This is a genomic window from Vibrio wakamikoensis (genome assembly GCF_050337275.1).
GTDB classification, from domain to species: domain Bacteria; phylum Pseudomonadota; class Gammaproteobacteria; order Enterobacterales; family Vibrionaceae; genus Vibrio; species Vibrio chaetopteri.
The window spans coordinates 65,233-79,335 of the sequence record NZ_JAKJST010000029.1 but is presented as its reverse complement, the minus strand read 5'-3'; the positions used below and the strand labels follow the sequence as shown (position 1 = coordinate 79,335).

The 14,103-nt window shown below is 46.5% G+C and carries 12 protein-coding genes; 2 read left to right on the top strand and 10 right to left on the bottom strand.

The annotated features are described in order from the left end of the window. Positions 1–74 precede the first annotated feature (74 nt). From L4C42_RS17615 to L4C42_RS17585, 7 genes are all read right to left on the bottom strand, one after another. Complete coding sequence (locus tag L4C42_RS17615) at positions 75–227, bottom strand: hypothetical protein (RefSeq protein ID WP_128650681.1); 153 nt, start codon at positions 225–227, stop codon at positions 75–77. A 173-nt stretch (positions 228–400) separates the two neighbouring features. Beyond that, a complete protein-coding gene (locus tag L4C42_RS17610) occupies positions 401–1,552 on the bottom strand; it encodes an arginase family protein (RefSeq protein ID WP_353498854.1) in 1,152 nt (383 codons plus the stop codon). 176 nt (positions 1,553–1,728) lie between these two features. Beyond that, positions 1,729–3,318 (bottom strand): hypothetical protein, encoded by a 1,590-nt coding sequence (locus L4C42_RS17605; protein ID WP_353498853.1) that lies wholly within the window; start codon positions 3,316–3,318, stop codon positions 1,729–1,731. A gap of 148 nt (positions 3,319–3,466) precedes the next feature. Then, positions 3,467–4,228 (bottom strand): iron ABC transporter ATP-binding protein, encoded by a 762-nt coding sequence (locus tag L4C42_RS17600; RefSeq protein WP_353498852.1) that lies wholly within the window; start codon positions 4,226–4,228, stop codon positions 3,467–3,469. An 11-nt stretch (positions 4,229–4,239) separates the two neighbouring features. Next, positions 4,240–5,190 carry an iron chelate uptake ABC transporter family permease subunit gene (locus L4C42_RS17595; RefSeq protein WP_418642568.1) on the bottom strand — a complete coding sequence of 317 codons (951 nt, stop codon included), beginning with the start codon at positions 5,188–5,190 and terminating at the stop codon, positions 4,240–4,242. Continuing rightward, positions 5,183–6,142 carry an ABC transporter permease gene (locus tag L4C42_RS17590; RefSeq protein ID WP_429761481.1) on the bottom strand — a complete coding sequence of 320 codons (960 nt, stop codon included), beginning with the start codon at positions 6,140–6,142 and terminating at the stop codon, positions 5,183–5,185. The genes L4C42_RS17595 and L4C42_RS17590 overlap by 8 nt, the downstream gene beginning before the upstream one ends. Before the next feature lie 75 nt (positions 6,143–6,217). Continuing rightward, positions 6,218–7,138: a siderophore ABC transporter substrate-binding protein gene (locus L4C42_RS17585; RefSeq protein ID WP_353498849.1), complete on the bottom strand. Its 921-nt coding sequence runs from the start codon at positions 7,136–7,138 to the stop codon at positions 6,218–6,220. A gap of 269 nt (positions 7,139–7,407) precedes the next feature. On the opposite strand from L4C42_RS17585, the gene L4C42_RS17580 reads away from it, so the two are divergent. Continuing rightward, a complete protein-coding gene (locus L4C42_RS17580) occupies positions 7,408–8,121 on the top strand; it encodes a GntR family transcriptional regulator (RefSeq protein ID WP_429761478.1) in 714 nt (237 codons plus the stop codon). Between the two features lie 225 nt (positions 8,122–8,346). Next, entirely contained in the window at positions 8,347–9,507 is a 1,161-nt protein-coding gene (locus tag L4C42_RS17575; protein WP_429761476.1) for an MFS transporter, read from the top strand. Between the two features lie 76 nt (positions 9,508–9,583). Here the strand turns inward: L4C42_RS17575 and L4C42_RS17570 are convergent, their stop codons facing one another. From L4C42_RS17570 to L4C42_RS17560, 3 genes are all read right to left on the bottom strand, one after another. Next, on the bottom strand, positions 9,584–11,167 hold the full coding sequence (locus L4C42_RS17570; protein ID WP_429761474.1) for an ATP-binding cassette domain-containing protein: 1,584 nt from the start codon (positions 11,165–11,167) through the stop codon (positions 9,584–9,586). Between the two features lie 301 nt (positions 11,168–11,468). Continuing rightward, positions 11,469–12,617, bottom strand: coding sequence for a DUF1501 domain-containing protein (locus L4C42_RS17565; protein ID WP_353498845.1), 1,149 nt, complete (start codon positions 12,615–12,617; stop codon positions 11,469–11,471). Between the two features lie 5 nt (positions 12,618–12,622). Further along, positions 12,623–13,984, bottom strand: coding sequence for a DUF1800 domain-containing protein (locus tag L4C42_RS17560; protein ID WP_353498844.1), 1,362 nt, complete (start codon positions 13,982–13,984; stop codon positions 12,623–12,625). Between the last annotated feature and the right edge of the window lie 119 nt (positions 13,985–14,103).

The following is a 14,103-nucleotide window of genomic DNA, read 5'->3' as shown; positions in this document are numbered from 1 at the left end:
TTGATAAAATTAAGAGCAAAAGAAAATGGCGACCCTAGGGTCGCCATTTACAAAGAAGAACTCAACGTCAAAGGTTACGCTTTTTGTAGGTCTTTTGCTGGGTAAGTTAGAGACATGCCGTCTACTTCTACACGAACGTAGAAGCCGCCACTGCTCAAGCCAGTCACGACCATTTTACCTAGATCGATACCTTTAGTTGCAACTACAACATCATCAATAGCAAACATTTTAAACCCTTAATTGGAAGTAAGATTAACAGCAATCTTTCGGACGCTATTGAAGCAAAGTTGGTTGAGTATCACTAATCTAGTTTTTTGTCGTTTTCATCATTTTTTGTTATCAAGCAGGCATAAAAAAACCACCGCAAAAAGCGATGGTTTTTAAAATCAGTGCAGTAAGATTACAGCGATACAGAACCAAATGCTTGGTGCCATACTGTGTGACGATTTTCGCCGCCGTTTTCCCTCTTACGCTCTTCTGCTAGCCAGCAAAGTAGCTCCCAACCGAAACCAGCAGCAATGATGCCGTCTTTATCTGTTGGGTCAGTATCTGGCGTGTACTCAGCGACGTCAGCACCGACAAGACGAACTTTACCCGATGCCTTCACTTTACGAATGATGTCGTAAACCTGAAGGTGCGTCAGACCAAATGGATCTGGGCTTGAGTTTGAACGACAGAACGCAGTATCTAGTGCATCAAGGTCGAATGTGAAGTAAACCGGACCGCCATCGCCACAAAGTTCGATGATCTTGTCTGCTACTGCATCAACGCCTTGCTCGTAAACTTCGTTGGTCGTGAAGCCAGTGGTACCAAATGCGATGTGGTTACCTTTTACAAGCGCAGTTTGACGACCACGCATACCAATTTGAACTGTGCGCTCTGGATCCGCTAGACCTTCAGAGTACAGTTTTGGTAGCCAGTGACCAGACGTGTATGGGTAGTCAAAGTCAGCACGAGTTGATAGGTCATAGTGCGCATCGAAGTGGATAACGCGAAGAGGACCATACTTCTCACCTAGAGCACGCATTGTTGGGTATGGGATTGTGTGGTCACCACCAAATACTAACGGCGTACAATCTTTTTCAACAACCATGTGGTGTAGAAGTTCTGTTAGCTGCTCAACTTCTGCTTTCAGCTCGAATTGGCCTAGGCTATCCCAGTTACCGTAGTCAGAGATACGACACCATTCGAATGGGATTTCACCGTTGTCACCAACCGTACCCATACCCATTTTACTTAGGTGGCGTAGACGCTGTGGTGCGAACTTGTGTGAAGAACCAGTAGGAGAACATTTTTCAATGCCCATACCGTAGATAACAACGTCGGTGTTATCTAGATCTTGTGAGAATGGCGCTTGATAGAAACCTAGGTAATCTTTGTTGATGAAGCTCATTTGTTCGATACCCTTGCCGCCGCCTTGCTCTTTAACGCGAGCTAGGTATGCCGCAACTTCTGGGTCTAGGTTGTCTGCTGCAGAAACGTTTTCCCAGATGTGCTTATATTTCGCTACTTTTTCTGGATCGATTGCAGGCCACTTTTTGATGTTAGACATGATATTGCCTCTCTACTTGGTTGATGGCTAAATACTAGCGTAACAATTTGGGCACCAACAGTAACAGTAGGTACGCTTTACGTTTTTACAAACGTAAATTACTCAGATTACCTTTGAGTAATTAGGGACATTAACTGTCGTACCAAGTACAAAAAATGGTGAACAACTTAAGAGCGCTAGTCTGTGATATTGGCCAAGCTTAATCTGGCATGCTCTAACGTCGCGCGAAGGGAATTATCAAGTATCATGACATCAAGTTGCTGCGCTGCGATGGCGTCGATGTCTATCACGCTTTGTTTAGCCTCGCTCCAATATTGCCTAGCCGTCTCTTCTTGGCCTGCGACCTGATAAATCAAAGCAAGTAGCGTGGTCTGAAGCACATTTCCTTCTGCATAGAACAAATCCAGGCTTTGCAGCGCGGCTTCATTGTCTTGTTGACGAATGGCGTTCAACGCTTGACTTAGCTTAAGCCAGATTGGGAAATAATCATCCTTGCCCAGCAGATTGGTCAAAATCTTGATGCCGTAATCAAAATTGCCCGACAAGCACACTAGCCAACCCACCGCGCCGATAGTGTAATGAGAGTTAGGATTAAGCTGAATAATACGCTCAGCACAGCCGCTGACTTTCTGCGGATTGTTTGTCAGCAATGCCCACCAAGCTTGAGCCAAAATCACTTCGCCATCACGCGGGGCATAATCCAACGCTTTCGAGACCAACTTTTCGCAGCGCTCAATCACCTCGTCATAGCTCATCATGCCAAAGAGTAAGGCGTCACAATAAAGCTGAGCTAACGTAGCCAAGGTTCTCGCATCATTGGCGTATCGACCAGCGACCAACTGTTGATAGAGTGTAATCATATCTTGTAGGCGCTCCTGACTCATTTTGGTCAGGTACTCCAAATAATAGAGACGCGCTTGATAGTCGTTGAGTGAGACCGAGTCTTGCTGTTTAACACGCTGAAATTCATGCATCGATATCACGCCATAGGAAGACGCCATTTTGGTAGCAATACGTTGCACCACCGTGAGTTGGTCGCCGAGCACATCCTCACTAGTAACCACCAAAACAAATCGCTCACTCCAGATTTGCAGGCCGTGCTCTGTCTCATTGAGTGCGACTGTTACACGCAATGACTCACCCGCACGGCGCACTGACCCAGACACAACGTAGCGTGCGCCTAGCTTGTCGCGAAACTCACTTAACGACAGTGAACCTCCCGCCATTTCTTGCACCCGCAGCGGCGATATCACTGCTAGCTGCTCAAACAAGCCCAGTGCATAACTAAGTTCTTCTTGTAGCGACAATGCTACTTCATTGCAGATCGGGTCTTGCAAGGTCATCGCAAAAGGCTGAACCACGAGAGTCGGATAGTTGATATTTGGGATAAGTGGCGAAGGCTCGGTGCTCTCTTTTACTGCAAACTCTGGCATGTAATTGCGCTTAGGCAAGGAGATGACAATAAGCTCACTGTCGTTGTTGCTTTCATAAAAAGCGGTCAGCAGCTTGCGTAATTTCGTTGCCAGCATACGAACCATAGGATCCGAAGAAGGGTTAAAGCTCGCCGGCTTTTCAAACAGATCTGTCGCGATTGAATATTGAGTAAGTTGACTACCTTGGCCTGCCAGCGTTTGCTCCACAACGTAACGTAAAAACGCCACCAGTTTGGGCGACGAATAGAACGGAGGGAAGACAACGATCTTCTCTAAGGTGGTCTGAACTTGCTGCTCCGTGATGGGCTTGGGTATAGGCTCGGTGCTTGGCATACATACTCGAACTAAAGTGCTTTGTGTTTACTAGTTTATCACCTAGCGAGGTGTTTCCAAATCTAGCTGCTTTCAATGCAGTATTTGCCTAACGCAAACTGAAGTTCAAAAAAAGGAGCCTGTCGGCTCCTATATCGGCTTTAAAACATTAACTATTGAAGTAGAGACAGACCTTACGCCCATCGACCTCACGTATATCAAACGGGATCTCGTAGATGGCTTCCATGGTTTCCTGCTGAACCACTTCATCGACTTTGCCCGATTTGATGACCTTGCCTTTCTTCATCGCTACGATGTTATCCGAGTAACAAGACGCAAAATTAATGTCGTGAATAACAATCACCACAGCCTTATTGAAATCGTGCGCGAGACGGCGAAGCGTGTGCATAATTTCAACTGAGTGCTTAATATCAAGGTTATTTAAAGGCTCATCCAAGAATACGTAGTCAGTATCTTGAGCCACTACCATGGCGATAAACGCCATTTGACGCTGACCGCCGCTGAGCTGATCCAGGTACTTATTTTGGATCTCTTCAATCCCTAAATGGCCGAGAGCCTGGTCAATGATTTCGTTGTCCTCTGCCGTTAGACGTCCACCAGAATGTGGAAAGCGACCAAAAGACACCAACTCACGAATGGTAAAACGCATATTAATGTTATTGGATTGACGAAGTACGGCGAGGTGTTTTGCCAGCTCTTTAGTATCCCATTGGGCAAGCAGCTTATCGCCAATCACGACTTCACCCGCATCGCTCTCTGTTAGGCGACTCGCCATCGACAACAGCGTACTTTTACCTGCACCGTTAGGGCCAATAATCGAGGTCACTTCTCCTTTCGGGAAAAGTGCATCTGCATCTTGTACAACGAAGGTTTTGCCGTACTTTTTACTTAGACCTGTTAACTTAATCACTGTTAAACCTCTTAATTAATTCTGTTTCTTAACAATAAGAACAGGAAGTAGGAACCACCGACGAGATTGATGATCACGCTGATCGTGGTTTCGAACGCCAATACCTTTTCAACAAACCACTGACCCGTCACCAGCAGAAATACCGCCAGTAGACTGCTCGCAATCATGAGAAAACGGTGCTGATAATTTCTGAAGATCTCACGAGTTAAACTTACCGTAATCAAACCAAAGAACAGCACAGGCCCCACCAAAGCCGTAGAAATGGCAATCATAATGGTAATTAGGATCATCACTCGCTGAGTGAGTTGCTGAGTATTCACACCAAGGCTTGTTGCGTTATCTGTCCCTAGCCAAAGTACATCTAGCTTTGGAGCGTAGTAAAACAGAATTGCTAAGCAAAGTGAGAGTGGGACCAGGCTCCAGTAGACCAATTTGGCATTCACGTTGTTAAAGCTCGCGAACATGGAGTTTTGAATGCTCGCGAATTCATTGGGGTCAACCAACATGGTCAAAAAGCCGGTCACACTGCTAAACAAACTGCCGCAGACAATACCAATCAACAATAGCGTGAACACATTGCTGTCTTTGCGCTTAAAGTAGAAATGAAACAGCAATAATGAGAAGCCAATCATCACACAGGTTGAAAGCAAAAAGTTACTCATTGCGTGAATTACCCAAAAACTGGTACTGCCTAGAATGACCACCATCAGTACTTGCACCATCAGATACAAACTATCAAAACCCAATATAGATGGCGTTAAAATGCGGTTGTTGGTGATGGTTTGGAACACCAAAGAAGAAGCAGAAATCGCTACGGCTGCTAGGACAATCGCCAACACTTTTGGTATACGACGTGATAGGAAAAACTGATAGTTATCCGCTGTCAGCCCTTGACCTATAAACCAAGCAATAATGGCAACGCACCCAGCGATGAGTAAGGAGACTTTTAACGAATCACGCATTGCGTTTCTCCCTTAACACCAGATAAATGAACACCGCACCACCGAAAATACTGATGATCATCGAGATAGGCATTTCATAAGGGAAAATAATCAAGCGACCTAAAATGTCACATGCGAGCACCAAGATAACGCCCCAGTAAGCAGTCCAAGGCAAGATCCGCTTCATGTTGTCGCCCATAAATAGCGACACGATATTAGGCACGATAAGACCAAGGAATGGGATAACACCGACAATCATGACTACAGTGGACGAGCTTACCGCTACTAAAATGACACCAATAAAGACTATCTTCTGATAATCGAGGCCGATGTTCTTTGCAAAGCCCTCACCGACACTCGCCGCGCTAAACTGTCGGGCATAAAAGTAAGCCAGTAAGCAGGCTGGTACTGCTAGATACAGGATCTCATAGTTGCCTTGCAGCACACTGGCGAAGTTCGCCACCGTCCACGACGACATGGTTTGCACCAAGTCATACTTATAGGCAATAAAAGTGGTAAGTGCAGAGATCACGTTGCCATACATGATACCGATAAGCGGCACTAGAACTGCGTTCTTAAACTGCAGCCTTTGCAAGAAGCGTACAAAAATCAACGTACCTGCGACGGCGAAAAAGAAGATGGCACCTAAGTGTACCCATTGGCTAGCACCGCCAAGGAAAATTAGCCCAACAACGTAGCCAAGCAGCGCACAATCAATAGTGCCCGTTGTCGAAGGTGACGCGAAACGGTTCTGCACGATTTGCTGCATGATGAGGCCCGCGACACTTAAACCGGCACCGGCAAGAATGATGGCAAGCAATCTAGGAACGCGGCTGACGACATAGATGGAATAGGCATGCTCATCACCACGAAACAAGTCGGCCAGTGAAACGGAAGCAGCGCCAAGAACTAGGGAGCAGACGGCCAATACAATAAGCAGAGCAGTCGCCAAAATGGTTTTATGAATGGTCATTACAACGATGGGCTAATAAGATACTTAACGAGAAGAGTCTCTGCTAATTAGCAGAGACTTTTAATGAATAACAAATTAGTTCAATGCTTTGTCGATATCACTGATCATGGTTTGCGTTGCGGTTACACCGCCACCCGAGATATACCAGGCGTTTGGATCGATATAGACAATCTTGTTGTTTTTCGACGCTGGTGTTGAATCCACTAACGGGTTGTTGAACAGCTCTTTCGCCTTACCAGTACTGCGGCCAATCGCTTGTTCGCGGTCAAGAATGAAGATAACTTCTGGCTGAGCATCTGCAACATATTCGAATGAAATAAGATTACCGTGCGAGCCTTCAATTGGTGCTACGTTTTTGCTGCTAGACTCTGCAAAACCAAAATCATCAAACACAATTGAGAAGCGGCTACCTTTATTGAACATGGCGACGTTGCTGCCGTTGTTCATTAGCATCAGCGCATTTAGATTTTGCTTCGCGACTTTAGATGATGCGTTGTCTAGTTGCTGCTGAGTTTCAGCGATAAGCGCTTCCACTTCGTCTTGTTTGTCAAACAGCTTACCTAGCATACGCCAGTTTGCTTGCGCGTCTTGCCAGTACTGACCGTTATCAACGTAGAACATGACGGTAGGTGCAATCTGGTTAAGATCATCGTATACGCGAAGCATGCGACTTTCTGCGATGATTACGTCAGGCTTCAAGGTAAAGATGGCTTCAAAATCCGGCTCACCGACAGAGCCTGTGTTGCCTGTCGTTTGTTTGTAGTCAGCTAGGTATTCTGGAAGCAGTGAGTGAGGCGCGCCTACAGGTTTCACACCAATACGGTCTAACACGTCTAGACTACCATTGCCCAGTACAACGACACGCTTTGGTGTGCCATCAAACTCACTGGTGCCTTTAAAATGCTGAATAGTAACGGCACTGGCCTGAGCGGCCAAAGCTAGACTTGCGGTAAGGGTTAGCGCCAAACGCTTGACGAAACCAAAGGACTGACTCATTCCGATTTCCTTATATACTTTATGGTTATAGTTAACCCGCTCATTATTACTTACTGTAAAATAGGAATCAATATCATTTTCATAATCAATAGTGATTTTATTGTCCTAGCTCAATAATCCTCTGATCTAGAAGCACCTGGAGCTCGCCTCTTCCTAGAAGTCTTGCGCCGATCTCTCCAAAACGCTGTTAAATCATCGCTATTGTTTTTACTCCTGCGCGTTTTGTCATACTATGTCGAAAATCATCGACTTATAGACAGCGCGACACTATGACCACCAAAGCGAAATACTCCGATATCTACCAATCGATCAAGCAGCGCATTTTGAGTGGGCAATACTCCACAACACAAAAACTACCTGGTGGTAGTGAGCTGGCCGAAGAGTTCGGCTGTAGTGAACTGACGATAAAAAAAGCGCTAGATATACTGGTCACAGAAGGTTTGGTCGTTAGAAAGCGAGGTTCGGGGTCGTTTGTTAAAAGACCGCTGGGTAATGCAAGCTACGCCCACTTACATGGCACCAAAGCCAATGTCCTCGCTAATGGTCAGTCCGTTGCGACTAAAGTACTCGAATTTCAGGTAGTGCCGGCCAATGAGCATGTTGCCAAGCGCCTTAACTGTGATGTAGAAGACATGCTCTATAACACCACCCGACTGCGCATCATTGACGGCATCGTCTCTTCGCTAGAAGAAACCTATATGCCGATCAGTATCATTTTGGGTCTAAAACGTGAGCACGCAGAGGACTCCATCTACAGCTTCATCACCAATAAACTTGGCCTAAAGATACACAGTTCAACGATGGAAATTACCGTGGTCAAGGCGAGTCAGTTTTACGCCAAGGAATTTGGAATCTCTGAGGGTGAGCCACTCGTCAACGTTGAGCAGGTGGTATATCTCGATGACGGCGAGATTTTTGAGTATTCGAATGTGAAACATCGCTGGGATAGCTATAAGTTCGCTACTAACTTCTTTAAAGTTTAACGTTCGCACTCCTCCACATACACGCTGAAATAAGGCCTTATTTCAGCGTCGATAACCCTCATTTTAACTAGCAAAATTTGCCCACATTGACGATAAGCACTCTTTGTCGTCAAGGTCATTTTTTTTCGTTTTACTCACCTCCCCTAAAGCCTCATAGTCGCGGCGAAAACTTCATCAAATCTTACATTTTTTGATTCCCCACGACTAAATTTGGAGGCTCCGCGAGTGGAAAACACAACTGATTTCGCAGTAAAAACTGGCTTTAAAGTTCCTGTTATTGCGCTATCACTCTATGCTGTGGCATCAGGCTATCTAATGAGCTTGATCCCGTTGATGCTCAATCAATATGGCATAGATGCAAGCAACGCAAGTTGGCTCGCAAGTGTGTTTTATGCGGGTCTATTAGTTGGCGCAGTGATTATTGAGCCAGCGGTTAAACACGTGGGTCACCGTATCGCATTTATTGCTTGCTTGGTGCTATTTATCGCAACCATCGTTGTATTGCCGCTTGTCTCTATCGCTTGGGCATGGCTGATAGCACGTTTTGTTGCGGGTATCGCGGTTGCAGGCGTATTTGTCATTGTTGAGTCATGGTTACTCGTGGGTGACGAGTCAAGCCGAGCAAAACGCCTAGGCCTTTACATGGGCTCACTATACGGTGGCTCTGCTCTGGGTCAGCTTGGCATCGGTTTCATTGGAATCGAAGGTAGCGTGCCGTTTGTGGTGATTCTATCTATACTTAGTGCTGCGATTCTAGTGCTAATGTTTATACCAACTCAGCAGCCACAAAGCGCACATTCAGCGACACTGTCACTCAAACAAGTTGCGAAGCTGAACCATGCCGCCATTATTGGTTGTATCGTATCGGGTCTGACACTCGGCTCAATCTACGGTTTAATGCCGGTAGAGCTGACACATCGCAACGTGTCACAGACCAACCTAAGTGCATTAATGGCATTAGTCATTCTTGGCGGTATGGCAGTACAAACGATTGTTCCAGCACTGATTAAAGTAGCTGGGCGCACACCGCTAATGGGTCTATTCTGCCTACTCGGTGTGTTTGGCGTGGGTTTAGTGATTTTGAGCGATGACTTGAGCGTACTTGCCATCAGCCTATTCTTGATTGGCATGGCCACGTTCGCGCTCTACCCGATCGCGATTAACCTTGGCTGCGACAAGCTTGATGAAAGCTTTATTGTGTCAGCGACTCAAGTGATGCTTTTCTGCTACAGCATTGGCTCAGTAGCCGGTCCTGTGATTGCAGACTGGTTTATGAATGGCACACAAGGTTTGATGGCATACTTGCTAGCCACCATGATGGCAACTGCGATCTACATGTTTATTGCGAGTATCCGTACCAAGAAACACTTGGTGGCGGGAGAATAGAAGTAAAAGGGTCACAATCGTGACCCTTTTTCAATTTTACTCGTTTATTAGCAAACAACGCTTTGGAACCCAACATTCAACTTAGTTCGATGGTTCTATCAATCACCAATCGTCCAACGAACCCTTCATCATGACTAACAAGGATCACTGTACCTTGGTAGCCATTAATTGCTCCAATCAACTGCTGTTTAGCCTCCAAATCAAGATGGTTATCGGGCTCATCCAGCAGCAAAATTGAGGTGTGTGATTGGTGCGAGGCGATCAACATCGCGAGCTTCATTTTTTCTCCTCCGCTAAGTGCTGACACGCTTTGATGCACCGTTTCACGCCGAAAGCCAATGCCAGCCAAAAGCGTTCGTGCCTTGGGTATGTTCAAGGCTTCACAGCGATGACAGACCATATCCAGCATAGAAACCTCAGCGTCTAAAAAGGAGAAATGCTGATCAAGATAGAAGCACTCGCCATTTACCGTGAAATGTCCACCAAAGCTCGAATGATTGCCCCCCTCCAACAGGCGCAACAAGGTGGATTTTCCAGAGCCATTAGCCCCTTTGAGCCAAACATGCTCGCCGGAGAGTATCTGCTGGTTAATTGGCTCCGATCCGATGAGCGAGTGGCTAAAGTCTTCAAAATGCACCTTCACTCGCCCACCAGACTGAGCCTCGCAGGTATACCATTTTTGTGGCTTGAACTGCTCAAGCTGTGATTTCACATCCTGCAGCTTTTGGTCAAGTTCGGCCATTTGACGCTCACTTTGTGCTTTGACTGCCGCGTTTGCCAATTGTGCGCCCTGCTTCTTACCATCCATTAATATTTTGGGCTGACTGCCTGAAGCTCGCTGCTTCTCTCCTCGACTAGCGAGCCTTTGGGCGGTTATTTCGCGGCGCTGGGCTCTCTCAATCTTTACTTTTCGGGCTTTCTCCAACATTTTCGCCATCTTATTGATAGCAGCTATCTTCTCCTCTTTTTGTTTAAGGTAGCCTTGAAAACCACCGCCAAAACAAGTGATACCCAAACTGTTGAGCTCTAAAATGCGATCCGTGTTATTCAAAAAAGTGATGTTATGACTGATCACTAAAATGGGCACATGACGTTTCTTTAGCGTCGCTACTAGCCATTTAATGTGCTTTGCATCTAGATGATTGGTGGGCTCATCGAGGATCCAAGCATCGTGCTCTTGGTGGAGTAAACGATAGAGCCTAATAATCGCTCTCTGTCCTCCACTTAAACGGCTCAATTTAGTGTTTAGAACTTTGGGGAGTCGCAGTGTCTCCATTAAATCGGCAAGTACTTGCTCCAACAGCCAGTCTGAGTCTGAAATACGTTCAAACCACTTACTGTCGGTTGCCCCTTCAGAAATGTGTTTAAGTGCTTCGAGCTTATCTTCAACACCTAAGTAGGCGGCTATCGAGCACTCAAAATCATCGGGCGATGCTTCTTGAAGGTAAACCCCCACGGACTTGAGGCCGCCTTCCCACTCAACACTGCCGCTTGTCGGTTGAGATTGCTTAGCCAATACTGAGGCTAAGTGGCTTTTGCCACATCCATTTTTCCCTACTAGAGCGGTAACACCGCATGGAATCGTGAACGAGAGTTCGTTAAACAGATCTTGTCCATCTAAAAATTGTTTTGATAGTGAAATAGCATGAATAGCAGTCATACATCCTCCTTGGCAGAGCATGAGACGCATGGCAGCACATACAGTAATGTCGTGATAAGTAGTGATGTCTAGACCAGTAGCGATACCATGATCAGTAGACAAAAATATAGAACGAGCCAACGCCCACTAACTCTGCGATTTCAAAAGTTACTTGTATAAAACGTTCGAAATTGAGTTAGTTATTCATGTAGGCGTGCGCTCCTAGGGAAGTGATGGGACGGATTATACACAATTGAGCGACGGTGGCAGCCTCAAAACCCGAGACTGCCAACAGGATCGCAAAATAAAGCGCTAGTGCTCACTAGCCAAGTAAACCATTTAGAGCCAGTGGCTCTGGTGCGCCTGGAAAAACTTGAGTCAAAGCAGTGCTATCTGCTCCCATATGCTGTTTTAACACCGCCTTAATCACGGCACGAGTATCGGTCGTTGGTGCCAAATCACGCCCTTGATAGCGCTGTGCTTCAGAAAGCCCAGGCCACTCGGTGATAACTTCAGATTTCTTCAATGCGCCTCCAAGCACAAACATAGCGTTGGCTGTGCCATGATCGGTACCTTTAGTGCCGTTTTCTGCCACGGTACGACCAAACTCACTGGCGGCGATAATAACGGTTTTTGACCACTGTTCACCTAGTGCCTCTTTGAGAGCTGCCAGTCCTTTGTCTAGTTTGGTCAGTTGATTGCTAAGTCGCCCCTTGACCGTACCTTGCGCAGAGTGGGTATCCCACCCTCCTAGCTCTAGTACAGCAATATTGGGACCGTTAGGTGCCCTCATAAACTCTCCAGCTTGGCGCATTAAGCCTGCAAATTGTTTGCTTTGGTTGCCACTTGAGGTCATGGATTCAAGTTTCACCGCATCTTCAAAGTTGGCCGATAACACCTCATCATTTTGGAATAGCTCTGCAAGCAAATCTGCCTGTTGCTGCTTAGCTTTGAGTTTATGGGGAAACCAGCTACTGACTTTAACATCACCGCGCACAATGAGCGGCATACCCGCATCAATCGCAATTGCTTGCTGCGATGTTACTTGAGAGTTCTGCGTTGCCAAGTAACGGTTCATCCAGCCAATGGGATCGAACGGATCGGAGGTGCCATTTTCTAGTACTTTTTGACCATCAAAGTGAGAGCGCTGTCGGTAATTCGTCGCACTGGCATGGACAAATGCCGCTTGTCCTTGCTGATACCACTGATGAACATTCACTAGCGATGGGTGTAAGCCAAAACCTTTATCGAGCGGCTTAAGGTCGCTTTTCGCTATCGCGATGTTTGGACGCAGCGCATAATAGTCATCATCAAAAGTTGGCACTACAACATTCAACCCATCCATAGCGCCACGTAGCGTTATCCAAACCAATTTGTTAGGTGATTGAGTAGAAGCAAACGATAAGTTGGGCAGCAAACCAACCAGAGATGCCGCGCCAACGCCTTTAATAAAATCTCGTCTTGTCGTCATCGTCTTTACCTATATTGAAACTGTGGGCTCATCCAAAGCACGACAAGCTTGGAGACAGGATCTTGCGCTTTATCTATCGCCGTAAGAACATGCTCATCAACTTCACTGCCGTACAGCCTTTGAATCATTTGTATCAGTTTGTCATCGACATTTTGTTTACTGCGCTCCATTTGCCTCACAACCAGTTTGGCGGTTTGATCCGCGACTTGCCAGCGCTGCTTTAGCGCCGATGAAGAATTGTAATCAGCATCGCTATCAGGCCAACCCGCAGGCGAGCCAGACATAAAGGGCTGCTGACCTAACAGTCTCAGGTGCTGAATCATTTGCCTTGGATTCGGCTCAAAATTGGCACTTCGAAGAACTGAAAAATACCACTCTTGAGGCGTGCGAAAGCGCAATTGCTCGGAACTGTTTTTCAGTGGTGAGTTAATTAACGTGAGGTATACAGGGATCAGCATACCTTGATTGTCGAGCCACACCTTGGTCAGCTCATCGATTAAAGAAGCGTGTCCAGTACCATAAAAATGCTCCACCAGCTTGCGACACAAATGCCTTGCGGTATTTTCATGGTTAGCCAGGTCGCGCAAACAGGCGATGCCTTGCTCTTCACCTGCTTGGTCATACACCTGACCAAGCACGTTGATGGCACCCGGCTCATGCATGTCCTCGACAAACTGATAGCCGGGACGCGCTGCTTTGAAGCTGACACTCCAACCCGTTAGGCCTTGCGCTAACTCTATGACATCGTTTTGGGAGTAACCGCCATCGACTCCTAAAGTATGCAACTCCAAAATTTCTCGCGCGAGATTCTCATTGAGTCCTTTATTGCGCTTTTGACCCGCCTTGGATCCAGGACCAATCGAACGATGATTATCCAAATAGATCAGCATGGTCGGGTGCTGACACACGGCAAGCAGCATCGATGGAAAATCGATACTCCAAAGCTCACGAATCACTTCATTTTCGATACCAGCAGCAATAGGTCGAATGCGGCGGTTATCCGCAGATACAGCGAAATGGTTACTCCAAAATTGGATAAGGCGCTCTTGAAATCCAAGTGGTGTGGCTAACGTTTGCTGGTTTCGAGCTGTCGCCAATGCTTGATAGCTTTCTTGGAAAAACGCATTGTTCGATTTGGTGAACAGCTTTTTCTCTTCTTCCGTCATAGATTCTTTTCGGCGACGGTTGAGATCACCCATATGAGCAAGCAGCTCATCAGTGGTAGGCAGCGACGTGATTGCTTTGTTCACATAAGGCTGAGACTTGAGTTGGTCATTGAGTGAAGCGGCGAGTTTTGCATCCCCCACCCTTGGACCAAAACCAAAACGCTGCGAGACAATATATTGTGCGGACTGTGATTTCTCCATGACAACCTCAATGACGGGAGCATACAAAAAGCATTGCACATTCACGCCAAATTGCCCAATCACAAACAGCAAAAACAGCAGCGGCGCTCATTATTGAGCGCCGCTGCTGTTTGATCAGT

What these genes read in the sequence shown, in the direction of transcription:
- L4C42_RS17615 (WP_128650681.1), bottom strand. Translation starts at nt 227, where the DNA reads ATGTTTGCTATTGATGATGTTGTAGTTGCAACTAAAGGTATCGATCTA.
- L4C42_RS17605 (WP_353498853.1), bottom strand. Translation starts at nt 3,318, where the DNA reads ATGCCAAGCACCGAGCCTATACCCAAGCCCATCACGGAGCAGCAAGTT.
- L4C42_RS17610 (WP_353498854.1), bottom strand. Translation starts at nt 1,552, where the DNA reads ATGTCTAACATCAAAAAGTGGCCTGCAATCGATCCAGAAAAAGTAGCG.
- L4C42_RS17565 (WP_353498845.1), bottom strand. Translation starts at nt 12,617, where the DNA reads ATGACGACAAGACGAGATTTTATTAAAGGCGTTGGCGCGGCATCTCTG.
- L4C42_RS17595 (WP_418642568.1), bottom strand. Translation starts at nt 5,190, where the DNA reads ATGCGTGATTCGTTAAAAGTCTCCTTACTCATCGCTGGGTGCGTTGCC.
- L4C42_RS17585 (WP_353498849.1), bottom strand. Translation starts at nt 7,138, where the DNA reads ATGAGTCAGTCCTTTGGTTTCGTCAAGCGTTTGGCGCTAACCCTTACC.
- L4C42_RS17560 (WP_353498844.1), bottom strand. Translation starts at nt 13,984, where the DNA reads ATGGAGAAATCACAGTCCGCACAATATATTGTCTCGCAGCGTTTTGGT.
- L4C42_RS17580 (WP_429761478.1), top strand. Translation starts at nt 7,408, where the DNA reads ATGACCACCAAAGCGAAATACTCCGATATCTACCAATCGATCAAGCAG.
- L4C42_RS17590 (WP_429761481.1), bottom strand. Translation starts at nt 6,142, where the DNA reads ATGACCATTCATAAAACCATTTTGGCGACTGCTCTGCTTATTGTATTG.
- L4C42_RS17570 (WP_429761474.1), bottom strand. Translation starts at nt 11,167, where the DNA reads ATGACTGCTATTCATGCTATTTCACTATCAAAACAATTTTTAGATGGA.